Here is a 24572-nt window from a genome sequence, read left to right on the forward strand (position 1 = left end):
TTCCCTGCCCCTGGCAAACACTTACTGATGCGCTAAGCAGGCGACTTTCAGAGGGTGACAGGGTGAAAAATAACGAACTGAACGACCGGCGTTTACAGGCGACGCCGCGCGGTATCGGCGTCATGTGTAACTTCTATGCCGATAAAGCCGAAAACGCCACGGTGTGGGACGTGGAAGGTAATGAGTATATTGATTTTGCCGCCGGGATCGCCGTGCTGAATACCGGGCATCGCCATCCTAAAGTTATCGCCGCCATCGAAAAACAGCTTCACGCCTTTACCCATACCGCTTATCAAATCGTCCCCTATGAAGGCTATGTGGCGCTTGCCGAGCGCATCAACCAGCGCGTACCCATAGAGGGGCCAGCCAAAACCGCCTTCTTCTCAACGGGGGCGGAAGCGGTCGAAAACGCGGTGAAAATCGCCCGCGCGTACACCAGACGTCCCGGCCTTATCACCTTCGGCGGCGCGTTCCACGGCCGTACCTTTATGACCATGGCGCTGACCGGCAAAGTGGCGCCCTATAAGCTCGGCTTCGGCCCGTTCCCCGGTTCGGTTTACCACGCGCAATTCCCCAACAGCCTGCACGGCATCAGTACCGCCGAAGCGCTAAAAAGCCTGGAACGCATCTTCAAAGCCGATATCGCGCCCGATCAGGTGGCGGCAATCATTATTGAACCGGTTCAGGGCGAGGGCGGGTTCAACGTCGCGCCCGCTGATTTTATGCAGGCGCTGCGTGCCCTGTGCGATACCCACGGGATTTTACTCATTGCCGACGAAGTACAAACCGGCTTCGCGCGTACCGGCAAGCTGTTCTCCATGGAAAATCACTGCGTGAAGCCCGATCTGATCACCATGGCGAAAAGCCTGGCGGGCGGGATGCCGCTCTCTGCCGTCTCTGGCCGGGCGGAGGTGATGGATGCGCCCGCCCCGGGCGGGCTTGGCGGAACTTACGCGGGTAACCCGCTGGCGATTGCGGCGGCCCATGCGGTGCTGGATGTGATTGACGAGGACGATCTCTGCACCCGCGCGTCTCATCTCGGGCATCATCTGGTCGAGGTGTTGAATAAAGCGAAGGATGGTTGTCCGTATATCGCCGATATCCGTGGGCAGGGCTCGATGGTGGCGGTGGAATTTAGCGATCCGCAAACCGGACAGCCGTCGCCGGAATTTACCCGTCAGGTTCAGGAGCGCGCGTTGAACGAAGGGCTGCTGCTCCTGAGCTGCGGCGTTTACGGCAACGTTATTCGCTTCCTCTACCCGCTCACCATCCCCGAAGCGCAGTTCCGTAAAGCGCTGGATATTATTTCCGCCTCGCTGACACGATAAAGCCAAAAGCCCGGCTGAAATGACAGTTGGGCTTATCATATTTTCATTTCAAATTAGCTATTCCAAAATCATAAAAATGGGGTATGTTTTAGCAGAGTATGCTGAAAAAGCGCGAACAGCACGCCTATAACTGAAATAAAGCGCTACACAACAACATCACAACAATCGTTATAACCATAATAATGGGGAATCTCAGGATGAACATGAAGGGTAAAGCGTTACTGGCAGGATGTATCGCGTTGGCATTCAGCACTATGGCCCAGGCCGATATTAAAGTGGCCGTGGTGGGCGCGATGTCCGGTCCGGTAGCACAGTACGGCGACCAGGAATTTACCGGCGCGGAACAGGCGGTTGCAGACATTAATGCTAAGGGCGGCATCAAGGGCGAAAAGCTGCAAATCGTAAAATATGACGATGCCTGTGACCCGAAACAGGCGGTCGCGGTGGCGAACAAAGTGGTAAACGACGGGATCAAATACGTTATCGGTCACCTGTGCTCCTCTTCCACCCAGCCCGCGTCTGACATCTACGAAGACGAAGGCATTCTGATGATCACCCCGGCCGCGACGGCGCCAGAGCTGACCGCGCGCGGCTATAAGCTGATCCTGCGTACCACCGGTCTGGACTCCGATCAGGGGCCAACCGCCGCGAAATACATCGTGGAAAAAGTGAAGCCGCAGCGCATCGCGATTGTTCATGACAAACAGCAGTACGGCGAAGGCCTGGCCCGTGCGGTGCAGGATAACCTGAAAAAAGCGAACGCCAACGTGGTGTTCTTTGACGGTATCACCGCCGGTGAGAAAGACTTCTCGACCCTGGTCGCGCGTCTGAAGAAAGAAAATATCGATTTCGTTTACTACGGCGGCTACCACCCGGAAATGGGGCAGATCCTGCGCCAGGCGCGTGCGGCGGGTCTGAAGACGCAGTTCATGGGGCCAGAAGGTGTCGCGAACGTTTCCCTGTCTAATATCGCGGGTGAATCCGCTGAAGGGCTGCTGGTGACCAAACCGAAGAACTACGACCAGGTGCCTGCGAACAAACCTGTTGTCGATGCCATCAAGGCGAAGAAACAGGATCCAAGTGGTGCGTTCGTCTGGACCACCTACGCAGCGTTGCAGTCTCTGCAAGCGGGCCTGAACCAGTCAGCCGATCCGGCGGGGATTGCCACCTGGCTGAAAGCGAACTCGGTAGAAACCGTGATGGGGCCGCTGTCCTGGGATGAGAAGGGCGACCTGAAGGGCTTTGAGTTCGGCGTGTTTGACTGGCATGCCAATGGCACGGCGACAGACGCCAAATAAAAGCAAAAAGGCAACGCAAGTTGCCTTTTTTAATGTTTTCTCCCTCTCCCCGTGGGAGAGGGCCGGGGTGAGGGCATCAGGCCGCACACATCAACTCTGGCGCTTCTCCCACCCGTTCGCCTGCGCCGTAAACCCTAACGCCTGCATAAACGCCGCCATCACGCCGCGATCCTCTACGCCCACGTCGGCCATCCACCAGGAGGTTATGCTCGGGTTTTCACGGATCACCTCTTCAATCAAATACTGCCCGACCCCGCGACGACGGGTCACGTCGCGCACGCGCAGGGAATCCAGCGCCCCTTCCGTGCCGCTCAGCGTTACGCGGACGGCGGCCAGCAGACGTTCATTAAAACGCGCGGCATAGATGCGGTGGTTTTCATCGACGGCCAGCGATGAAGGGGAATATTCCGGCCAGATCTTGCCCAGGTCGATATGATCCTGGTCGCTAAAGGTCACCAGACGCACGATAGTCAGTTTCATTAGCTGCTTGTCCAAATCAAAAAGAGTAGGGCCAGTGTACTCAATTTATTTGCTCAGGCGCTTTCTCTTTTTCTTCCCATTTACCAGGTGATTAGTTTTTTGGCAGCGCGATGGGCAGTTTGAAAACACATGGATCGAAAAATAAGCAGAATTTTAACCTGAAGGGCAGTGATTTATTCGGCGCTTTGTACCGTTATTTTATGCTGCAAACTGCGCTTTTATTTGTTTATCTCCGCCTGATTTCAGAATATTATCTTTGCTTAATCGCCTGAAAAATAGAGATTTTAGTCTGGTTTTTGACAAAAAACTGCGCTAAACCATTAAAGGCACTGGTAAAAATAGCGTTGTTCATTAAAAGTACAGAATGCTTTTTAACCATAATAAAACAAAATATAAACACGACATCACGAATGGGGATTCAGAGATGAAAAGGAACGCGAAGACGTTAATCGCGGGGATGGTCGCACTGTCGATCTCGCATGCCGCTATGGCAGACGACATTAAAGTTGCGGTAGTGGGGGCGATGTCCGGCCCTGTTGCCCAGTGGGGTGACATGGAGTTCAACGGCGCGCGTCAGGCCATCAAAGATATCAACGCCAAAGGCGGCATCAAAGGCGACAAGCTGGTAGGCGTGGAGTATGACGACGCCTGCGATCCTAAACAGGCCGTCGCGGTCGCCAACAAAATCGTTAACGACGGTATCCAGTACGTCATCGGGCACCTGTGTTCCTCCTCCACGCAGCCCGCATCTGATATCTACGAAGACGAAGGCATTCTGATGATCACCCCGGGTGCCACCAACCCGGAACTGACCCAGCGCGGCTACCAGCACATCATGCGTACCGCCGGTCTGGACTCCTCTCAGGGGCCAACCGCCGCCAAATACATCCTCGAAACCGTTAAGCCGCAGCGTATCGCCATCATCCATGATAAGCAGCAGTACGGCGAAGGCCTGGCGCGTTCCGTGCAGGACGGCCTGAAAAAAGGCGGCGCAAACATCGTCTTCTTCGACGGCATTACCGCTGGTGAGAAAGACTTCTCCGCGCTGATCGCCCGCCTGCAAAAAGAGAATATCGACTTCGTTTACTACGGCGGCTACTACCCGGAAATGGGGCAGATGCTGCGCCAGGCGCGCGCCACCGGCCTGAAAACCCAGTTTATGGGGCCAGAGGGCGTCGGTAATGCCTCCCTGTCCAACATCGCGGGCGATTCTGCCGAAGGCATGCTGGTGACGATGCCAAAACGCTATGACCAGGATCCGGCGAATAAGGCTATCGTGGATGCGCTCAAGGCGCAGAAGAAAGATCCGAGCGGTCCGTACGTCTGGATCACCTACGCGGCCGTGCAGTCTCTTGCCACCGCGCTGGACCGTACCGGCAGTAAAGAGCCGCTGGATCTGGTGAAAGATTTAAAAGCACACGGGGCGAACACCGTGATTGGGCCGCTGAACTGGGATGAGAAAGGCGATCTGAAGGGATTTGAATTTGGTGTCTTCAAGTGGCACGCCGACGGGTCTTCCTCGGTCGCCAAATAATCATCCCACCGCCCGGCTCACCGGGCGGGTATAAAAAGGTTTTCTTATGTCCGAGCAGTTTCTCTACTTCTTGCAGCAGATGTTTAACGGCGTCACGCTGGGAAGCACCTACGCGCTGATCGCCATCGGCTACACGATGGTTTACGGCATTATCGGCATGATCAACTTCGCCCACGGCGAGGTGTACATGATCGGTAGCTACGTCTCCTTTATGATCATCGCCGCGCTGATGATGATGGGCATCGACAGCAGCTGGCTGCTGGTGGCCGCCGGGTTTGTCGGCGCAATTGTGATCGCCAGCGCCTACGGCTGGAGTATCGAACGGGTGGCCTACCGGCCGGTGCGCAGCTCCAAACGCCTGATCGCGCTGATCTCCGCCATCGGTATGTCCATTTTTCTGCAAAACTACGTCAGCCTGACCGAAGGCTCGCGCGACGTGGCGCTGCCTAGCCTGTTTAACGGCCAGTGGATTGTGGGGGCCAGCGAAAACTTCTCCGCCTCTGTCACTACCATGCAGCTGGTTATCTGGGTGGTGACCTTTATTGCCATGCTGGCCCTGACCCTGTTCATCCGCTACTCCCGCATGGGACGCGCCTGCCGCGCCTGCGCGGAAGATCTGAAGATGGCGAGCCTGCTCGGGATTAACACCGACCGCGTGATTGCCCTGACCTTCGTGATCGGCGCGGCGATGGCAGCGGTGGCTGGCGTGTTGCTCGGCCAGTTCTACGGCGTAATCAACCCGTACATCGGCTTTATGGCCGGGATGAAAGCCTTCACCGCGGCGGTACTGGGCGGCATCGGCAGCATTCCCGGCGCGATGATCGGCGGCCTGATCCTGGGCGTGGCCGAAGCGCTCTCCTCGGCGTACCTGAGCACCGAATATAAAGATGTGGTGTCGTTTGCCCTGCTGATTCTGGTGCTGCTGGTCATGCCTACCGGTATTCTGGGCCGTCCGGAGGTAGAGAAAGTATGAAACCGATGCATTTTGCGATGGCGCTGCTCTCTGCCGCCATGTTCTTCGTCCTGGCGGGCGTCTTTATGGGCGTCCAGTTAGGACTGGACGGCACAAAGCTGGTGGTGGATACCGCTCCCGACATCCGCTGGCAGTGGGTGTTTATCGGCACCGCGGTGGTGTTCCTGTTCCAGCTGCTGCGTCCGCTGTTCCAGAAGACGTTGAAAAACGTCTCCGGGCCGAAATTCGTCCTGCCGGCGATCGACGGTACAACGGTGAAACAGAAGCTGTTCCTTGTGGCGCTGCTGGTGGCTGCCGTGGCGTGGCCGTTTATGGTATCGCGCGGGACGGTGGATATTGCCACCCTGACCATGATCTACGTGATTCTGGGGCTGGGTCTGAACGTGGTGGTGGGGCTGTCTGGCCTGCTGGTGCTGGGCTACGGCGGGTTCTACGCCATCGGCGCGTACACCTTCGCGCTGCTGAACCACTATTACGGCCTCGGCTTCTGGACCTGTCTGCCGCTGGCGGGGCTGGTCTCTGCCGCGGCGGGCTTCCTGCTCGGCTTCCCGGTGCTGCGCCTGCGCGGTGACTACCTGGCGATTGTGACCTTAGGCTTCGGCGAAATCGTCCGTATTCTGCTGCTCAACAATACCGAAGTGACCGGCGGTCCGAACGGCATCAGCCAGATCCCGAAACCGACCTTCTTCGGCCTTGAGTTCAGCCGTACCGCCCGTGAAGGCGGCTGGGATACCTTCAGCAACTTCTTTGGCATCAAGTACGATCCGTCCGACCGCGTGATCTGGCTCTACCTGGTGGCGCTGCTGCTGGTGGTGATTACCCTGTTCGTGATTAACCGTCTGCTGCGCATGCCGCTGGGCCGCGCGTGGGAAGCGCTGCGCGAAGATGAGATCGCCTGCCGCTCCCTGGGGCTGAACCCGACCCGCATCAAGCTGACCGCATTTACCATCAGCGCCGCGTTTGCCGGTTTCGCCGGGACGCTGTTTGCCGCGCGTCAGGGCTTCGTCAGCCCGGAATCGTTCACCTTTGCCGAATCCGCCTTTGTGCTGGCGATTGTGGTGCTCGGTGGAATGGGCTCGCAGTTCGCCGTGATCCTCGCGGCTATCCTGCTGGTGGTCTCCCGCGAGCTGATGCGCGACTTTAACGAATACAGCATGTTAATGCTGGGTGGTTTGATGGTGCTGATGATGATCTGGCGTCCGCAGGGTCTGCTGCCGATGACCCGTCCACAGCTGAAGCTGAAACGCACACAGGCGAAAGGAGAGCAGGCATGAAGCCTTTATTATCCGTTAACGGCCTGATGATGCGTTTTGGCGGCCTGCTGGCGGTCAACAATGTGAATCTGAATCTGCACAAGAAAGAGATTGTCTCCCTGATTGGTCCGAACGGCGCGGGAAAAACCACGGTCTTTAACTGTTTGACCGGCTTCTACAAGCCGACGGGCGGCACCATCATGCTGCGCGACCAGCATCTTGAAGGGCTGCCGGGCCAGCAGATTGCCCGCATGGGCGTGGTGCGTACCTTCCAGCACGTACGTCTGTTCCGCGAGATGACGGTGATTGAGAACCTGCTGGTGGCGCAACATCAGCAGCTGAAAACCGGCCTCTTCTCCGGCCTGCTGAAAACCCCGGCCTTCCGCCGCACGCAGGAGGAGGCGCTCGACCGCGCCGCGACCTGGCTCGACCGTATCGGCCTGCTCCAGCACGCCAACCGTCAGGCGAGCAACCTCGCTTACGGGGATCAGCGTCGCCTTGAGATCGTGCGCTGCATGGTGACCCAGCCGGAAATTCTGATGCTCGACGAACCGGCGGCGGGCCTTAACCCGAAAGAGACCAAAGAGCTGGACGAGCTGATTGCCGAGCTGCGCGATCATCATGACACCACCATCCTGCTGATTGAGCATGACATGAAGCTGGTGATGGGCATTTCGGATCGTATCTACGTGGTAAACCAGGGCACGCCGCTGGCAAACGGCACGCCGGAAGAGATCCGCAACAACCCGGACGTGATCCGCGCATACCTTGGTGAGGCATAAGATGGAAAAAGCGATGTTAACGTTCGACAAGGTCAACGCGCACTATGGCAAGATCCAGGCGCTGCACGACGTCAGCCTGCATATCAATCAGGGCGAAATCGTCACCCTGATTGGCGCCAACGGCGCGGGGAAAACCACGCTGCTCGGCACCCTGTGCGGCGACCCGCGCGCCACCAGCGGGCGGATTGTGTTTGACGGCAAAGACATTACCGACTGGCAGACGGCTAAAATCATGCGTGAAGCGGTGGCGATTGTCCCGGAAGGGCGCCGCGTATTCTCCCGCATGACGGTGGAAGAGAACCTGGCGATGGGCGGTTTCTTCGCCCACCGGGATGAATACCAGACCCGCATCAAGTGGGTGTACGAGCTCTTCCCGCGCCTGTGGGAGCGTCGTATTCAGCGTGCGGGCACCATGTCCGGCGGCGAGCAGCAGATGCTGGCGATTGGCCGCGCGCTGATGAGCCAGCCGCGCCTGCTGCTACTGGATGAACCGTCGCTTGGTCTTGCGCCGATTATTATCCAGCAGATTTTCGACACTATCGAGCAGCTGCGCAAAGAGGGGATGACCATCTTCCTCGTCGAGCAGAACGCTAACCAGGCGCTGAAGCTCGCTGACCGTGGCTATGTGCTGGAGAACGGGCGCGTGGTGCTCTCCGATACCGGCGACGCGCTGCTGGCGAACGAAGCGGTGCGGAGCGCGTACCTGGGCGGCTGAGCCGTCTGTATTGCCCGGTGGCGCTTACGCTTACCGGGCCTACGGATACCATGTAGGCCGGGTAAGGCGCAGCCGCCACCCGGCTTTTTTCATATTAACCCCCCTTCACACAACCATCATCCCCCTGACGCCTGGCTGTCACTTATCTGTAAACAAACAGTTATTTTTCTGTCATTCGAGCATGTCATGTTACCTCGCGAGCATAAAACGCGTGATATCGCGCATCCGGCACAATAAGAGAGATGACAATGACATCGTTACGACACACAGCTTTGGGTCTGGCACTGGGTCTGGCTTTTGCGACGAACGCAATGGCTGTGACCACCATTCCGTTCTGGCATTCCATGGAAGGGGAGTTGGGTAAAGAGGTTGACTCCCTGGCGCAGCGTTTCAACGACACCCACCCGGATTACAAAATTGTGCCGGTGTACAAAGGCAACTACGAGCAGAGCCTGAGCGCGGGCATCGCCGCCTTCCGTACCGGTAACGCGCCTGCGCTGTTACAGGTTTATGAAGTGGGCACCGCCACCATGATGGCCTCCAAAGCCATCAAACCGGTCTATGAAGTGTTCAAAGAAGCGGGTATTAACTTCGATGAATCCCAGTTTGTACCGACCGTAGCGGGTTACTACACCGATTCCAGAACCGGACATCTGCTGTCTCAGCCGTTTAACAGCTCCACGCCGGTGCTGTACTACAACAAAGACGCCTTCAAAAAAGCCGGTTTAGATCCGGAGCAGCCGCCAAAAACATGGCAGGACCTGGCCGAGTACACCGCGAAGCTGAAAGCGGCGGGGATGAAGTGCGGCTACGCCAGCGGCTGGCAGGGCTGGATCCAGATTGAAAACTTCAGCGCCTGGCACGGCCTGCCGGTTGCGACCAAAAACAACGGTTTCGACGGCACCGACGCGGTGCTGGAGTTCAACAAGCCGGAGCAGGTGAAGCACATCGCGCTGCTTGCCGATCTGAACAAGAAGGGCGACTTCAGCTACTTCGGGCGTAAAGACGAATCCACCGAGAAGTTCTACAACGGCGACTGCGCCATTACCACCGCCTCGTCCGGCTCGCTGGCGGATATACGTCACTACGCCAAATTCAACTACGGCGTGGGCATGATGCCGTACGACGCTGACGTTAAAGGCGCGCCGCAAAACGCCATCATCGGCGGGGCGAGCCTGTGGGTGATGCAGGGTAAAGACAGCGGCACCTACAAAGGCGTGGCTGAGTTCCTCGACTTCCTGGCGAAGCCGGAAAACGCCGCCGAATGGCACCAGAAGACCGGCTACCTGCCGATCACCAAAGCCGCGTACGACCTGACCCGCGAGCAGGGCTTCTACAGCAAGAACCCGGGCGCAGACATCGCGACGCGCCAGATGCTGAACAAGCCGCCGTTGCCGTTCACCAAAGGCCTGCGTCTGGGCAACATGCCGCAGATCCGCACCATCGTCGATGAAGAGCTGGAAAGCGTCTGGACCGGGAAGAAAACCCCACAGCAGGCGCTGGACGCTGCGGTAGAACGCGGGAATCAGCTGCTGCGCCGCTTTGAGCAGTCGACCAAATCGTAATCCGTGATTCGCCCGGTGACGCGTAGCGATCCGGGCCTACGGGGATCGTGCGGGCTGATGCCCTCACCCCAACCCTCTCCCACGGGGAGAGGGAGAAATATTTGTAGGCCGGGTAAGGCGTAGCCGCCACCCGGCACTGTTCAGGAACCTAATCTCAATGTCATCATCCCGTCCGGTGTTCCGTTCCCGCTGGCTGCCGTACCTGTTGGTCGCGCCGCAGCTGGTCATCACCGTTATCTTTTTTATCTGGCCTGCGGGCGAAGCGCTGTGGTACTCGGTACAAAGCGTCGATCCGTTCGGGCTTTCCAGCCAGTTTGTCGGGCTGGACAACTTTACTGCGCTGTTCCACGACAGCTACTACCTGGACTCCTTCTGGACGACGATCAAATTCAGTACCCTGGTGACCGTCAGCGGCCTTTTAGCCTCGCTGTTTTTCGCCGCGCTGGTGGATTACGTGGTGCGCGGCAGCCGTATTTATCAAACGCTGATGCTGCTGCCCTACGCCGTGGCTCCCGCCGTGGCCGCCGTGCTGTGGATCTTCCTGTTTAACCCGGGGCGCGGGCTGATTACCCACTTCCTGGGCGAGTTTGGCTACGACTGGAACCACGCCCAGAACAGCGGTCAGGCGATGTTCCTGGTGGTGTTCGCCTCTGTGTGGAAGCAGATCAGCTATAACTTCCTGTTTTTCTTTGCCGCGCTACAGTCTATCCCGCGTTCGCTGGTGGAGGCCGCCGCGATTGACGGCGCAGGGCCGGTGCGCCGCTTCTTCCGGCTGTCGCTGCCGCTGATCGCCCCGGTGAGTTTTTTCCTGCTGGTGGTGAACCTCGTGTACGCCTTCTTCGACACCTTCCCGGTGATCGACGCCGCCACCGCGGGCGGCCCGGTACAGGCAACCACCACGCTGATTTACAAGATCTACCGCGAAGGCTTTGCCGGGCTTGATCTCTCAGCGTCTGCCGCGCAGTCCGTGGTGCTGATGTTCCTCGTCATCATCCTCACGGTGGTGCAGTTCCGCTATGTCGAAAGTAAGGTGCGCTACCAATGATTGAGAACCGTCGCGGGCTGACGATTTTCAGCCATACCATGCTGATTTTAGGGATTATCGTCATCCTGTTCCCACTGTACGTGGCCTTCGTCGCCGCCACGCTGGACACCAAAGCGGTGTTCGACACGCCGATGACGCTGATCCCAGGCGGGCATCTGTTCGAGAACATGAAAACTATCTGGACCCAGGGCGTGGGCGCTAACAGCGCGCCGTTCTGGCTGATGATGCTCAACAGCTTCATCATGGCGTTTGGCATTACGGTCGGTAAAATTACGGTGTCGATGCTCTCAGCGTTTGCCATCGTCTGGTTCCGCTTTCCGCTGCGTAACCTGTTTTTCTGGATGATTTTCATCACCCTGATGCTGCCGGTAGAGGTGCGTATCTTCCCGACGGTGGAAGTGATCGCCAACCTGAAGATGCTCGACAGCTACGCGGGCTTAACCCTGCCGCTGATGGCCTCGGCGACCGCCACCTTCCTGTTCCGCCAGTTCTTTATGACCCTGCCGGACGAGCTGATTGAAGCCGCGCGCATCGATGGGGCCTCGCCGATGCGCTTCTTCCGCGACATCGTGCTGCCGCTGTCGAAAACCAACCTCGCGGCACTGTTTGTGATCACCTTTATCTACGGCTGGAACCAGTATCTGTGGCCGCTGCTGATCGTTCAGGACGTCAACCTCGGCACCGCCGTGGCAGGCATCAAAGGCATGATCGCCACCGGCGAAGGCACCACCCTCTGGAACCAGGTGATGGCGGCGATGCTGCTCACCCTTATCCCACCCGTAGTCATTGTTTTAGCCATGCAGCGCGCGTTTGTCCGCGGCCTGGTCGATAGCGAGAAATAAGATGGCAGGTTTAAAATTACAGGCAGTTACCAAAAGCTGGGACGGTAAAACCCAGGTCATTCAGCCGCTGACGCTCGACGTGGCGGACGGGGAATTTATCGTGATGGTCGGCCCGTCCGGCTGCGGCAAATCCACGCTGCTGCGTATGGTGGCCGGGCTGGAGCGCGTAACGTCCGGGGATATCTGGATTGACCGCCAGCGCGTCACCGAGATGGAACCCAAAGATCGCGGCATCGCGATGGTGTTCCAGAACTATGCCCTCTATCCACACATGAGCGTGGAAGAGAACATGGCCTGGGGGCTGAAAATTCGCGGTATGGGCAAAGGTCATATCGACGAGCGCGTAAAAGAGGCCGCGCGCATTCTGGAACTTGACGGCCTGCTTAAGCGCCGCCCGCGAGAGCTTTCCGGCGGCCAGCGTCAGCGCGTGGCGATGGGGCGCGCCATCGTGCGCGACCCGGCGGTATTCCTGTTCGACGAACCGCTGTCAAACCTCGACGCCAAACTGCGCGTGCAGATGCGCCTTGAGCTACAGCAGCTGCATCGCCGCCTGAAAACCACGTCCCTCTATGTGACCCACGATCAGGTTGAAGCCATGACCCTCGCCCAGCGCGTAATGGTGATGAACAAAGGCATCGCCGAGCAGATTGGCACCCCGGTGGAAGTCTACGAAAAACCGGCCAGCCGTTTTGTGGCGAGCTTTATCGGCAGCCCGGCGATGAACCTGCTGGACGGGCGGATCAATGCGGCGGGAACCCATTTTGAGCTGGAAAGCGGGATGGCGTTGCCGATCAACTGGTACTATCGTGGCTACGCCGGGCGTAAGATGACGCTTGGTATCCGCCCGGAGCATATTGGTTTGACGTCTCAGGCGGACGGCGGCGTGCCGCTGGTGATGGACACGCTGGAGATGCTGGGCGCAGACAACCTGGCGCACGGGCGCTGGGGCGAGCAAAAGCTGGTGGTGCGCCTGCCGCATCAGGAGCGCCCGAAGGCAGGCAGCACGCTGTGGCTGCATATGCCGGAAAATCACCTGCACTTATTTGACGGTGAAACAGGACAACGAGTATGAGCAACTGGCCTTACCCCCACATCGTCGCCCACCGTGGCGGCGGTAAACTGGCGCCGGAAAACACCCTGGCGGCAATTGACGTTGGCGCGCGCTACGGCCACACGATGATCGAGTTCGACGCGAAGCTGTCCAAGGACGGCGAAATTTTCCTGCTGCACGACGACAATCTCGAACGCACCAGCAACGGCTGGGGCGTGGCGGGCGAACTGCCGTGGCGTGACCTGCTGAAGGTGGACGCCGGAAGCTGGTACAGCGGCGAATTTAAAGGCGAGCCGCTGCCGCTGCTTGCGGAAGTGGCGGACCGCTGTCGTCAACACGGCATGATGGCCAATATCGAAATCAAACCGACCACCGGCACCGGGCCGCTGACGGGTAAAGTGATTGCCCTTGCCGCGCGCGAGCTGTGGGAAGGGATGACCGCACCGCTGTTATCGTCGTTTGACATCGACGCGCTGGAAGCTGCACAGGCCGCCGTTCCGGAGTTGCCGCGCGGGCTGCTGCTGGATGCGTGGCGAGAAGACTGGCGCGCGCTGACGACCCGCTTACGCTGCGTGTCGATCCACCTCAACCATAAGCTGCTGGATGAAGCGCGCGTGACGCTGTTGAAGGAGGCCGGTCTGCATATCCTGGTGTATACCGTCAACAAACCCCAGCGTGCAGCCGAGCTGCTGCGCTGGGGCGTGGACAGCATCTGTACCGATGCGATTGACCAGATCGGGCCGAACTTTATTTATTAAGCATACTGCCGTTCTGCTGGGTCGGCAGCATGTGCTGCTGACCGCTGCTTTGCGATACCCCGCCTCCTAACATCCCACCGTTTGAGTTTGGCAGCGGCTGTTCAAGCATCTGGCCCTGCTGCACGCGCTGGGTGTTGGTATTCATCTGGTTTTGCAGGTGCTGCTGCTGCACCTGGGTCTGCGTCTTTAACTGCTGATTGAGCATCCCTTTCTGCTGCTGTTGCTGGCTCATCATCTCCGTCTGCATACGCTGCTGGCTCGGTATGACGTAGCCCGGCTGGTTCGGGTTGTTCAGGGTGTTGATTGGCTGTGCGAGCGCGGCGAACGGAAGCAGCGCGGTCAGGATCAGTAATCGTTTCATGGTTATCTCCTCCTTTGAGGCTTCTCTTAAGTTTACCCTGATTCCGGCATAACGATGATTTTTTAAGAGTTGTGAACCAGGCTTAAGCGGGGAATATGGACCCCTTCACCTGGAGAACAATAATGATGAAACCAACCTTTTTGCGCTGGGTCGCCATCGCTGCGCTGATGGCAGGCGGCACATTTACCGTGGCGGCCAACCCGCCCGCCGCTCCACCGGTCTCTTACGGCGTGGAGGAGGATGTTTTTCACCCCGTGCGGGCGGCGCACGGCATGGTGGCCTCGGTGGACGCGCTGGCAACGCAGGTGGGCGTCGATATTCTTAAGCAGGGCGGTAACGCGGTGGATGCGGCGGTCGCGGTGGGATATGCGCTGGCGGTGACGCATCCACAGGCGGGGAACCTGGGCGGCGGCGGGTTTATGATGCTGCGCACCAAAGACGGTAAAACCACGGCCATCGACTTCCGTGAGATGGCGCCGAATCAGGCCTCCCGCGATATGTTCCTCGACGATCAGGGCAATCCGGACAGTAAAAAATCCCTGACCTCGCACCTTGCCTCCGGCACGCCGGGCACCGTTGCGGGCTTCTCGCTGGCGCTGGAAAAATACGGCTCGCTGCCGCTGAATAAAGTGGTGCAGCCTGCCATCAAGCTGGCGCGCGACGGCTTCGTCGTCAACGACGCGCTGGCGGACGACCTCAAAACCTACGGCAGCGAAGTCATTCCCAATCATGAAAACAGCAAGGCTATCTTCTGGAAAGACGGCGAGCCGCTGAAGAAGGGCGATAAGCTGGTGCAGAAGAACCTCGCAAAAAGTCTCGAACTGATTGCCGAAAACGGTCCGGACGCCTTTTATAAGGGGCCGATTGCCGATCAGATTGCCGATGAGATGCAGAAGAACGGCGGGCTGATCACCAAAGCGGATCTGGCGGAATATAAGGCGGTGGAGCGCGAGCCGATCAGCGGCACCTATCGCGGCTACGAGGTCTTCTCCATGCCGCCGCCGTCCTCCGGGGGGATTCACATCGTGCAGATCCTCAATATTCTGGAAAACTTCGATATGCACAAGTTCGGCTTCGGTAGCGCCGATGCCATGCAGGTGATGGCGGAGGCGGAGAAGCGCGCCTACGCTGACCGCTCGGAATACCTTGGCGATCCGGACTTCGTTAAGGTGCCGTGGCAGGCGCTGACCAACAAAGCCTATGCCAAATCGATTGCCGACGAGATCGACATCAACAAGGCTAAGCCGTCGAGCGAGATCCGCCCGGGCAAGCTGGCGCCGTATGAAAGTAACCAGACCACCCACTTCTCGGTCGTGGACAAAGATGGTAACGCGGTGGCGGTAACTTACACGCTTAACACCACCTTCGGCACCGGGATTGTGGCGGGCAACAGCGGCATTTTGCTGAACAACGAGATGGATGACTTCTCCGCCAAACCGGGCGTGCCGAACGTCTACGGGCTGGTCGGCGGCGATGCGAATGCGGTCGGGCCGAAGAAGCGCCCGCTGTCGTCCATGTCGCCCACCATCGTGGTGAAAGACGGCAAAACCTGGCTGGTGACCGGCAGCCCTGGCGGGAGCCGGATTATCACAACCGTGCTGCAAATGGTGGTGAACAGCATCGACTTTGGGATGAACGTCGCCGAAGCGACCAATGCGCCGCGTTTCCACCACCAGTGGCTGCCGGATGAGCTGCGCGTGGAGAAGGGCTTTAGCCCGGACACCCTCAAGCTGCTTGAGCAGCGCGGGCAGAAGGTGGCGGTGAAGGAGGCGATGGGCAGCACCCAGAGCATTATGGTCGGGCCGGACGGGGCGCTGTTTGGTGCGTCGGACCCGCGTTCGGTGGATGATTTAACGGCGGGGTATTGATTTTGTTGCCCGGTGGCGCTGCGCTTACCGGGCCTGCAACGGCACGAACGTAGGCCGGGTAAGGCGAAGCCGCCACCCGGCAACAAACTACTTCACTCTCGCCATATAATACGCGTCCACATACTCGCCGTTGCGCAGGGCGTAGCGCCTGCCGGTGCCTTCAATCTCAAACCCGTGCTTTTTGTACACCGCGATTGCCGGTTCGTTATCCACAAACACCGTTAACTCGATGCGGTCGACGCGCAGCCAGTTGTCGCACATATCGATCATGGTGCGAATCAGCGCGCTGGCCACGCCGCGGTTATGCCACTGCGCGCCAACGCAGATACCGAAATCGGCAACGTGGCTGCGGCGTGGTCGCTGGGCGACATCAATGGTGAGGTGGCCGACCACGATATCATCAATGCAGGCAACCAGCTGTTTAACGCCCGGCTGCTCGCCTAGCCGCATTTGCCACATTTCCATTGAAGGATGAGGAACCTGTAGCGTGTTGTGGTACACCTCCGGCTGGGCGTGGATCTGACGAATGGCGTCGTAATCTTTCGGTTCAGCGTGGCGTATCACTATCTCACTCATTCCTTGTTCCTCAGTCAGTTAAAAGTCCCCTCCAACATCAGTGACTTTAAAAGTTGAGTCAATCGCTATTTTTTGCAAAAAGTGTTGGACAAGTGCGAATGAGAATGATTATTATTGCTTTGCATTCAGGAAGACCTCCTACGGGAACCTGAAAGCACGACATTGCTCACATTGCTTCCAGTATTACTTTAGCCAGCATCTCGCTGGCTTTTTTTTGCCCTTTTACGCCCTTTCCCCGTGGGAGAGGGCTGGGGTGAGGGCAAAACATGCGCTATGGTAAAACCCAGTAACCTTCCAAAAGGACTGAGCCATGACACTACATTGTGCATTTATTGGATTTGGCAAAAGCACCACGCGTTACCACCTTCCGTATGTTCTTAACCGAAAAGAGACCTGGCACGTGGCCCATATCTATCGCCGCCGCGCGAAGCCAGAAGAGCAGTCTCCGCAGTATTCCCATATTCATTTCACCAGCGATCTTGATGAGGTGCTTAACGACCCGCAGGTGAAGCTGGTGGTGGTCTGTACCCACGCCGACAGCCACTTTGACTACGCGAAACGCGCGCTGGAAGCGGGTAAAAACGTGCTGGTGGAAAAACCGTTCACCCCGACCCTCGCCGAAGCGAAGGAGCTGTTCGCGCTGGCGAAAAGCAAAGGCCTGACCGTCACGCCGTACCAGAACCGTCGCTTTGACAGCTGCTTCCTGACGGCAAAAAAGGCAATTGAAAGCGGCAAACTCGGCGAGATCGTGGAAATCGAAAGCCACTTCGATTACTACCGCCCGGTGGCGGAAACCCAACCCGGACTGCCGCAGGATGGCTCCTTCTACGGTCTCGGCGTGCACACCATGGACCAGATCATCTCCCTGTTTGGCCGCCCGGACCACGTGGCGTATGACATCCGCAGCCTGCGCAATAAGGCCAACCCGGACGATACCTTTGAAGCGCAGCTGTTCTACGGCGACCTGAAAGCCATCGTAAAAACCAGCCATCTGGTGAAAATCGACTACCCGAAATTTATCGTTCACGGCAAGAAAGGCTCCTTTATCAAGTACGGTATTGACCAGCAGGAGACCAGCCTGAAGGCCAATATCATGCCGGGTGAACCGGGCTTTGCGGCAGATGATTCCGTGGGCGTGCTGGAGTACGTGAACGACGAGGGCGTGACGGTCAGGGAAGCGCTGAAGCCGGAAACGGGCGACTATGGACGCGTCTACGATGCGCTGTATGAAACCCTCACCAACGGTGCGCCGAATTACGTCAAGGAATCTGACGTTCTGACCAACCTGGAAATCCTCGAACGGGCCTTCGAACAGGCTTCTCCTGCCACGGTAACCCTCGCCAGATAAGCAAAAATGGCTCCTCTGAGCTTGTTCTAAATTTTTGAACAGAGGAGTCAATTTTCACCCTCTATGATCCCAGGGCGTTTGCGTCCACACTTACTCCATCGAAACGAACTGAGGGTGAAAACAATGATCTACTTACGCAAAGCAAACGAACGTGGTCACGCGAATCATGGCTGGCTGGACTCATGGCATTCATTCTCGTTTGCCGACTACTACGACCCGAACTTTATGGGCTTCTCCGCACTGCGTGTCATTAACGACGACGTGATTGATGCAGGCCAGGGCTTCGGTACCCACCCGCACAAAGACATGGAAATCCTGACCTATGTGCTGGAAGGGGCGGTTGAGCACCAGGACAGCATGGGCAACAAAGAGCAGGTTCCGGCGGGCGAGTTCCAGATTATGAGCGCGGGTACCGGGGTGCGTCACTCGGAGTACAACCCGAGCAAAACGGAAAAACTGCACCTGTATCAAATCTGGATCATTCCAGAAGAGACCGGCATCACGCCACGCTACGAACAGCGCCGCTTCGACGCGAAACAGGGCAAACAGCTGGTGCTGTCCCCGGATGCGCGTGAAGGTTCCCTGAAAGTGCATCAGGATATGGAGCTGTACCGCTGGGCGCTGGCGAAAGATGAACAGTCTGTACACCAGATTGCCGCTAACCGCCGCGTGTGGATCCAGGTTGTGAAAGGTGAAGTGTCCATCAACGGCACCAAAGCGACAACCGCCGATGGCCTGGCAATCTGGGATGAGCAGGCGCTCTCCGTGCATGCCGACAGCGAAAGTGAAATTCTGCTGTTTGACCTGCCGCCGGTCTAAATAATTTCTCAACCTTCCCTTTAAACGGGGAAGGTTGAGCTTTGTCCGTGATAAACTGAGCAAATCTCTCACTTCAAGATTTCTCAGGACGATGAAAAAGAAACGCCCCGTACTTCAGGATGTCGCCGATCGCGTCGGTGTGACCAAAATGACGGTCAGCCGTTTTTTACGTAACCCGGAACAGGTTTCCGTGGCGTTGCGTGGCAAGATTGCCGCCGCCCTTGATGAACTGGGTTATATCCCCAACCGCGCGCCCGATATTCTCTCCAATGCGACCAGCCGTGCGGTGGGCGTCCTGCTTCCTTCCTTAACCAACCAGGTATTCGCCGAAGTGCTGCGTGGCATTGAAAGCGTCACCGATGCGTTTGGCTATCAGACCATGCTCGCCCACTACGGGTACAAGCCGGAACTGGAAGAGGAACGTCTTGAATCGATGCTTTCCTGGAACATCGACGGCCTGATTTTAACGGAACGTACTCACACCCCGCGCACGCTGAAAATGATTGAAGTGGCAGGCATTCCGGTGGTGGAACTGATGGACAGCCAGTCGCCGTGCCTCGACATCGCCGTGGGGTTCGATAACTTTGAAGCGGCGCGTCAGATGACGGCGGCGATCATCGCCCGTGGTCATCGCCATGTGGCCTATCTGGGTGCGCGTCTGGATGAACGTACTATCATCAAACAGAAGGGATACGAGCAGGCGATGCTCGACGCCGGTTTAACCCCGTACAGCGTGATGGTGGAGCAATCTTCTTCTTACACGTCGGGTATTGAGCTGATGCGTCAGGCGCGACGCGAGTATCCGCAACTGGACGGTATTTTCTGTACCAACGATGACCTGGCGGTCGGCGCCGCGTTTGAGTGCCAGCGTCTGGGTTTAAAAATCCCGGATGATATGGCGATTGCCGGCTTCCACGGCCACGACATTGGCCAGGTGATGGAGCCGCGTCTGGCGAGCGTCCTGACCCCGCGTGAACGCATGGGCCGCATAGGTGCAGAACGCCTGCTGGCGCGCATTCGTGGTGAGGCAGTTACTCCTAAAATGTTAGATTTAGGTTTCACCTTGTCACCAGGTGGATCTATTTAATCCGACAAATTTGAAGTAGCTCACACTTATTCACTTCGCGCACGTTTGGATATTGCTTCTCATATGCCCCGGCAGGACAATGTTACCGATAACTGTTACCCGTAACAATTGACTGAGGGACACCCTTTGAGCACGACTAATCACGATCACCACGTTTACGTCCTGATGGGCGTGTCCGGTAGCGGTAAATCTGCCGTGGCGAGCGAAGTGGCGCATCAACTCCAGGCTGCGTTTCTTGATGGTGACTTCCTCCATCCGCGCAGCAACATCATGAAAATGGCTTCCGGCGAGCCGCTGAACGACGACGACCGCAAACCGTGGTTGCAGGCGCTGAATGACGCCGCGTTCGCGATGCAGCGCACCAATAAAGTCTCCCTGATCGTCTGTTCCGCGCTGAAAAAAACCTATCGCGACCTGCTGCGCGACGGCAACCCGAACCTCTCTTTCATCTACCTGAAAGGTGATTTCGGGGTGATTGAAAGCCGCCTGAAGGCGCGTAAAGGCCACTTCTTCAAAACCCAGATGCTGGTAACGCAGTTCGAGGCATTGCAGGAGCCGGGTGCTGACGAACAGGATGTCTTAGTGGTTGATATCGATCAGCCGCTGGAAGGTGTTGTAGCCAGCACCATCGAGGTTATTAATAAAAGGCAGTAAGTTTTGAGTACATTAACGCTAGTTTTGACAGCAGTGGGTTCCGTATTGCTGCTGCTGTTTTTAGTGATGAAGGCACGTATGCACGCCTTCGTGGCTTTGATGGTGGTTTCTATTGGTGCCGGTCTCTTTTCCGGCATGCCGCTCGACAAAATCGCGGCGACGATGGAAAAAGGGATGGGCGGCACGCTCGGCTTCCTGGCCATTGTGGTGGCGCTGGGCGCAATGTTTGGCAAGATTTTGCACGAGACGGGCGCGGTCGATCAGATTGCGGTCAAGATGCTGAAATCCTTCGGGCACAGCCGTGCGCACTACGCGATTGGCCTGGCCGGTCTGATTTGCGCGCTGCCGCTGTTCTTTGAAGTGGCCGTTGTGCTGCTGATTAGCGTGGCGTTCTCCATGGCGCGGCATACTGGTACCAACCTCGTGAAGCTGGTCATTCCGCTGTTTGCGGGCGTGGCGGCGGCGGCGGCGTTTCTGCTGCCGGGGCCTGCGCCGATGCTGCTGGCCTCCCAGATGCATGCTGACTTTGGCTGGATGATCCTGATTGGCCTGTGTGCGGCAATTCCGGGGATGATTATCGCCGGTCCGCTGTGGGGCAACTTCATCAGCCGCTACGTTGAGCTGCACATTCCGGATGACATCACCGAGCCGCACCTGGGCGAGGGCAAAATGCCATCCTTCGGCTTCAGTCTGTCGCTGATCCTGCTGCCGCTGGTGCTGGTGGGCCTGAAAACCATCGCTGCACGCTTTGTGCCGGTGGGGTCAACCGCTTACGAATGGTTCGAGTTTATTGGTCATCCGTTCACCGCGATCCTGGTGGCGTGTCTGGTCGCGATTTACGGCCTGGCGATGCGTCAGGGTATGCCGAAAGACCGCGTGATGGAGATCTGTGGTGCCGCGCTGCAACCGGCGGGGATTATCCTGCTGGTGATCGGGGCGGGCGGCGTGTTCAAGCAGGTGCTGGTCGATTCCGGCGTTGGCCCGGCGCTGGGTGAAGCGCTGACCGGGATGGGGCTGCCGATTGCGGTCACCTGTTTCGTGCTGGCCGCAGCGGTACGTATCATTCAGGGCTCCGCGACCGTAGCGTGCTTAACCGCCGTGGGTCTGGTGATGCCGGTGATTGAACAGCTGAACTACTCCGGCGCGCAGATGGCAGCGCTCTCTATCTGTATCGCGGGTGGCTCAATTGTTGTTTCTCACGTGAACGATGCAGGCTTCTGGCTGTTCGGTAAATTTACCGGCGCGACCGAAGCGCAAACCCTGAAAACCTGGACGCTGATGGAAACCATCCTCGGCACGACCGGTGCGATTGTCGGGATGATTGCGTTTACGTTGCTGAGCTAATCCCGGTTTTCTCCCTCTCCCGGTGGGAGAGGGCTGGGGTGAGGGCATCAGGCCACAGAGGTCTTAATTTGTCGGGTGGCGGCTTCGCCTTACCCGACCTACAAAAACCTCAGGTCCCGTAGGCCGGGTAAGCGTAAGCGCCACCCGGCTTTTTTACAGCGGCACGATGCCTTCCTTTGTGCGCAACCAGCGCGGCGCTTTCAGCGTATCACTGTAAAACCCCACTAAATCCTGCAACAAATCTCCTGCGACTCTTTCATCGCTCGCCGAGAGCGTTCGAGCCAACAGCATTTGCGTTAGCAGCTGGCAATACCGTCCTAACTGATCCACTTCCGGCTCGAAGACCGGCACGTCCAGCGGCAGGTCATCCACCGTCAGGTTGGCTTTTAGATATTCCGGAACAGGTTCAAGCAGCGTGGGCTGGAGCAGGGCGAGGCAGGCGGAAAGCCGTCCGCATATCGCCATCTTTTGTGCTGGATCGTCACATTCAACCAGCACGTCTACGAATCGCTCGCAGTTGTCTGCCAGTTCGGTGAAATCGGTAGTGTGATCGAACGGTGTGGTGAATAAAGCGTGAGAAAAGTTAGGGGGAGTAGTCATAAGACAGCCTCTGATGAGTTGAGTTGACCATCTTTGGAGGGACCAACCTCACTGGTGATGGACTGAACGGAGTTGGTCCTACCGGCCTCATCAGCTACCGGCGCGCCTTGCGGCGCCACCGTCCAGCCCACCATTGAAGTGTAACTGACTGCGCGATAAAAAGAGATTCATCGCGGATGAGGATAACAGGGGACCAACCCTGACGCCTGATTTTGCAGGCGCGGCAAGAAGATACTGCGTTGGGGGCGGAGTGGCAAGAGAGGCTCTGGAAGGCGGCTCGCAAAACAAAATATTATTTTAGGGTGCGGGCTGATGCCCTCACCCCGGCCCTCTCCCACGGGGAGAGGGGGCAAACACTAAAAACGGCAATCGAAGATTGCCGTTTTGCTTTTACCTACCCTTTCATCCACGCCCGGATCCCGTCCAGGAACATCTGCGTTGCCATCATCACCAGAATCAGCCCCATCAGGCGCTCCAGCGCGTTCACCCCTTTCTCACCCAGCAGGCGCAGGAACAGCGACGACTGCAACAGGATAATAAATGTCCCGCCCCAGGCGATCAGCAGGGCAATCACCAGATGGCTCATCTGATTTGGATACTGATGCGACAGCAGCATCAGCGTCGCCAGAATCGTTGGCCCGGCGACCAGCGGGATCGCCAGCGGCACGATAAACGGCTCTTCACCCGCAGGCAGGCCGCTGCTGCTGCCCTCCGCGCTCGGGAAAATCATCTTAATGGCAATCAGGAACAAAATTATCCCGCCGGAAATGGAGACCGTTTCGGCGCGTAAGTTCAGGAAAGCGAGGATTTTTTCCCCGGCGAACAGGAAGATAAACATCACCAGCAGGGCGATGAGCAACTCGCGGATCATGATCGCCCGACGGCGCTTCGGCTCGGTATGCTTCAGCACCGACATGAAGATCGGCAGATTACCGAGCGGATCCATAATCAGGATCAATAAAACCGCTGCGGAAATGATTTCACTCATCTTAAATTATCCCTGATACTTATTGTGGTCATTGCGATGATTAGCACTTTTTCTGATTGCCGGGCAATCATCGATTAATTTCGCTTGCGACTTTGGCAGCATTTTGTAATGTGAAGCATATCCCAGTTCAATACTGGCTTGCACAATCAGCACACACCCCTTGCAGGAAAAAAATGCTATGAAAAACGTTGGTTTTATCGGCTGGCGCGGTATGGTCGGCTCTGTACTCATGCAACGCATGGTTGAAGAGCGCGATTTCGACGCCATCCGCCCGGTCTTCTTCTCCACTTCCCAGCTCGGCCAGGCTGCACCGTCCTTTGGGGGTACCACAGGCACGTTGCAGGATGCTTACGATCTGGAAGCGCTGAAGGCACTCGACATTATTGTGACCTGCCAGGGCGGCGATTATACCAACGAAATCTATCCGAAGCTGCGTGAAAGCGGCTGGCAGGGCTACTGGATTGACGCGGCGTCTTCACTGCGCATGAAAGACGATGCGATCATTATTCTCGACCCGGTTAACCAGGGCGTCATCACCGACGGCCTGAACAACGGCGTGAAAACCTTTGTTGGCGGTAACTGCACCGTCAGCCTGATGCTGATGTCCCTCGGCGGCCTATTCGCGCAGGATCTGGTGGAGTGGGTCTCCGTGGCGACCTACCAGGCGGCCTCCGGCGGCGGCGCGCGTCATATGCGCGAGCTGCTGACCCAGATGGGCCAGCTGCACCAGAGCGTCGCTGCCGAGCTGGCAGACCCGGCGTCCGCCATCCTCGACATCGAGCGTAAAGTCACTCAGCTCACCCGCAGCGGCGAGCTGCCGGTGGATAACTTTGGCGTACCGCTGGCCGGTGGCCTGATCCCGTGGATCGACAAACAGCTGGATAACGGCCAGACCCGCGAAGAGTGGAAGGGCCAGGCTGAGACCAACAAAATCCTCGGCACCGCGAACACCATTCTGGTTGACGGTCTGTGCGTGCGTATCGGCGCGCTGCGCTGCCACAGCCAGGCCTTCACCATTAAACTGAAAAAAGATGTGTCTATTCCGACCGTGGAAGAGCTGCTGGCCGCGCACAACCCGTGGGCGAAAGTGGTGCCAAACGATCGCGATATCACCATGCGTGAACTGACCCCGGCAGCCGTGACCGGCACGCTGACCACCCCGGTTGGTCGTCTGCGCAAGCTGAACATGGGGCCGGAGTACCTCTCCGCGTTCACCGTTGGCGACCAGCTGCTGTGGGGTGCAGCCGAGCCGCTGCGCCGCATGCTGCGCCAGCTGGCGTAATAATTTGTTAAACACGGGGGG

24 protein-coding genes are annotated in these 24572 nt (G+C 57.8%); 19 read left to right on the forward strand and 5 right to left on the reverse strand.

Annotation, left to right across the window (positions count from 1 at the left end; translation table 11 throughout):
- Positions 1–62: 62 nt before the first annotated feature.
- Positions 63–1328 (forward strand): 4-aminobutyrate--2-oxoglutarate transaminase, encoded by a 1266-nt coding sequence (locus RHN82_RS11085; RefSeq protein ID WP_047050539.1) that lies wholly within the window; start codon positions 63–65, stop codon positions 1326–1328.
- A 197-nt stretch (positions 1329–1525) separates the two neighbouring features.
- Positions 1526–2626, forward strand: coding sequence for a branched chain amino acid ABC transporter substrate-binding protein LivJ (gene livJ / locus RHN82_RS11090; RefSeq protein WP_072252196.1), 1101 nt, complete (start codon positions 1526–1528; stop codon positions 2624–2626).
- A 90-nt stretch (positions 2627–2716) separates the two neighbouring features.
- Here the strand turns inward: livJ and panM are convergent, their stop codons facing one another.
- Positions 2717–3106, reverse strand: a complete 390-nt coding sequence (gene panM / locus RHN82_RS11095; RefSeq protein WP_047050535.1) for an aspartate 1-decarboxylase autocleavage activator PanM — start codon at positions 3104–3106, stop codon at positions 2717–2719.
- A gap of 424 nt (positions 3107–3530) precedes the next feature.
- On the opposite strand from panM, the gene livK reads away from it, so the two are divergent.
- The 10 genes from livK to ugpQ all read left to right on the forward strand — a co-directional run bounded on the left by livK (position 3531) and on the right by ugpQ (position 13624).
- Positions 3531–4640 (forward strand): high-affinity branched-chain amino acid ABC transporter substrate-binding protein LivK, encoded by a 1110-nt coding sequence (livK, locus tag RHN82_RS11100; protein ID WP_023295547.1) that lies wholly within the window; start codon positions 3531–3533, stop codon positions 4638–4640.
- A gap of 46 nt (positions 4641–4686) precedes the next feature.
- A complete protein-coding gene (livH, locus tag RHN82_RS11105) occupies positions 4687–5613 on the forward strand; it encodes a high-affinity branched-chain amino acid ABC transporter permease LivH (protein ID WP_003861540.1) in 927 nt (308 codons plus the stop codon).
- Positions 5610–6887 (forward strand): high-affinity branched-chain amino acid ABC transporter permease LivM, encoded by a 1278-nt coding sequence (locus RHN82_RS11110; protein ID WP_003861542.1) that lies wholly within the window; start codon positions 5610–5612, stop codon positions 6885–6887. Before livH ends, RHN82_RS11110 begins: the two co-directional genes overlap by 4 nt.
- On the forward strand, positions 6884–7648 hold the full coding sequence (gene livG, locus RHN82_RS11115; protein WP_047050534.1) for a high-affinity branched-chain amino acid ABC transporter ATP-binding protein LivG: 765 nt from the start codon (positions 6884–6886) through the stop codon (positions 7646–7648). Before RHN82_RS11110 ends, livG begins: the two co-directional genes overlap by 4 nt.
- Position 7649: 1 nt before the next feature.
- Positions 7650–8363, forward strand: coding sequence for a high-affinity branched-chain amino acid ABC transporter ATP-binding protein LivF (gene livF / locus RHN82_RS11120; RefSeq protein WP_023298801.1), 714 nt, complete (start codon positions 7650–7652; stop codon positions 8361–8363).
- Positions 8364–8611: 248 nt separating this feature from the next.
- Positions 8612–9928, forward strand: coding sequence for a sn-glycerol-3-phosphate ABC transporter substrate-binding protein UgpB (ugpB, locus tag RHN82_RS11125; protein ID WP_047050532.1), 1317 nt, complete (start codon positions 8612–8614; stop codon positions 9926–9928).
- Positions 9929–10085: 157 nt separating this feature from the next.
- A complete protein-coding gene (gene ugpA, locus RHN82_RS11130) occupies positions 10086–10973 on the forward strand; it encodes a sn-glycerol-3-phosphate ABC transporter permease UgpA (RefSeq protein ID WP_047050530.1) in 888 nt (295 codons plus the stop codon).
- Positions 10970–11815, forward strand: a complete 846-nt coding sequence (ugpE, locus tag RHN82_RS11135) for a sn-glycerol-3-phosphate ABC transporter permease UgpE (RefSeq protein ID WP_015571468.1) — start codon at positions 10970–10972, stop codon at positions 11813–11815. Before ugpA ends, ugpE begins: the two co-directional genes overlap by 4 nt.
- 1 nt (position 11816) lies before the next feature.
- Complete coding sequence (locus RHN82_RS11140) at positions 11817–12887, forward strand: sn-glycerol-3-phosphate import ATP-binding protein UgpC (RefSeq protein WP_017384129.1); 1071 nt, start codon at positions 11817–11819, stop codon at positions 12885–12887.
- A complete protein-coding gene (gene ugpQ / locus RHN82_RS11145; RefSeq protein WP_047050529.1) occupies positions 12884–13624 on the forward strand; it encodes a glycerophosphodiester phosphodiesterase in 741 nt (246 codons plus the stop codon). Before RHN82_RS11140 ends, ugpQ begins: the two co-directional genes overlap by 4 nt.
- Here ugpQ and RHN82_RS11150 read toward each other — a convergent pair.
- Positions 13614–13985 carry a DUF2756 family protein gene (locus RHN82_RS11150; RefSeq protein WP_015571465.1) on the reverse strand — a complete coding sequence of 124 codons (372 nt, stop codon included), beginning with the start codon at positions 13983–13985 and terminating at the stop codon, positions 13614–13616. The two genes, ugpQ and RHN82_RS11150, sit on opposite strands and share 11 nt — an antisense overlap.
- A gap of 122 nt (positions 13986–14107) precedes the next feature.
- Here RHN82_RS11150 and ggt point away from each other — a divergent pair, with 122 nt between their 5' ends.
- Entirely contained in the window at positions 14108–15853 is a 1746-nt protein-coding gene (gene ggt, locus RHN82_RS11155) for a gamma-glutamyltransferase (protein ID WP_072203500.1), read from the forward strand.
- Positions 15854–15940: 87 nt separating this feature from the next.
- Here ggt and yhhY read toward each other — a convergent pair whose 3' ends face one another.
- Positions 15941–16429, reverse strand: a complete 489-nt coding sequence (gene yhhY, locus RHN82_RS11160) for an N-acetyltransferase (RefSeq protein ID WP_047050528.1) — start codon at positions 16427–16429, stop codon at positions 15941–15943.
- Between the two features lie 310 nt (positions 16430–16739).
- Between yhhY and RHN82_RS11165 the strand changes: the two genes are divergently transcribed.
- From RHN82_RS11165 to gntU, 5 genes are all read left to right on the forward strand, one after another.
- Positions 16740–17777 (forward strand): oxidoreductase, encoded by a 1038-nt coding sequence (locus RHN82_RS11165; RefSeq protein WP_047050526.1) that lies wholly within the window; start codon positions 16740–16742, stop codon positions 17775–17777.
- Between the two features lie 123 nt (positions 17778–17900).
- Complete coding sequence (locus RHN82_RS11170) at positions 17901–18596, forward strand: pirin family protein (RefSeq protein WP_000639796.1); 696 nt, start codon at positions 17901–17903, stop codon at positions 18594–18596.
- A 91-nt stretch (positions 18597–18687) separates the two neighbouring features.
- A complete protein-coding gene (gene gntR / locus RHN82_RS11175) occupies positions 18688–19683 on the forward strand; it encodes a gluconate operon transcriptional repressor GntR (protein WP_003861567.1) in 996 nt (331 codons plus the stop codon).
- 126 nt (positions 19684–19809) lie between these two features.
- The gene (gene gntK / locus RHN82_RS11180) at positions 19810–20337 is read left to right on the forward strand and encodes a gluconokinase (protein ID WP_003861569.1); all 528 of its coding nucleotides are present in this window, start codon (positions 19810–19812) and stop codon (positions 20335–20337) included.
- 3 nt (positions 20338–20340) lie between these two features.
- Positions 20341–21681 carry a gluconate transporter gene (gene gntU, locus RHN82_RS11185; RefSeq protein WP_014833577.1) on the forward strand — a complete coding sequence of 447 codons (1341 nt, stop codon included), beginning with the start codon at positions 20341–20343 and terminating at the stop codon, positions 21679–21681.
- 153 nt (positions 21682–21834) lie between these two features.
- Here gntU and RHN82_RS11190 read toward each other — a convergent pair whose 3' ends face one another.
- Both RHN82_RS11190 and yhgN read right to left on the reverse strand, forming a co-directional pair.
- Entirely contained in the window at positions 21835–22281 is a 447-nt protein-coding gene (locus tag RHN82_RS11190) for a hypothetical protein (RefSeq protein ID WP_047050525.1), read from the reverse strand.
- A gap of 394 nt (positions 22282–22675) precedes the next feature.
- The gene (gene yhgN, locus RHN82_RS11195; RefSeq protein WP_003861574.1) at positions 22676–23269 is read right to left on the reverse strand and encodes an NAAT family transporter YhgN; all 594 of its coding nucleotides are present in this window, start codon (positions 23267–23269) and stop codon (positions 22676–22678) included.
- A 178-nt stretch (positions 23270–23447) separates the two neighbouring features.
- On the opposite strand from yhgN, the gene asd reads away from it, so the two are divergent.
- Complete coding sequence (gene asd, locus RHN82_RS11200; RefSeq protein WP_047050522.1) at positions 23448–24551, forward strand: aspartate-semialdehyde dehydrogenase; 1104 nt, start codon at positions 23448–23450, stop codon at positions 24549–24551.
- The last annotated feature ends 21 nt before the right edge of the window (positions 24552–24572 follow it).

The sequence above is a fragment of the Enterobacter cloacae complex sp. EB5 genome (genome assembly GCF_031432835.1).
Taxonomy (GTDB): domain Bacteria; phylum Pseudomonadota; class Gammaproteobacteria; order Enterobacterales; family Enterobacteriaceae; genus Enterobacter; species Enterobacter hormaechei_C.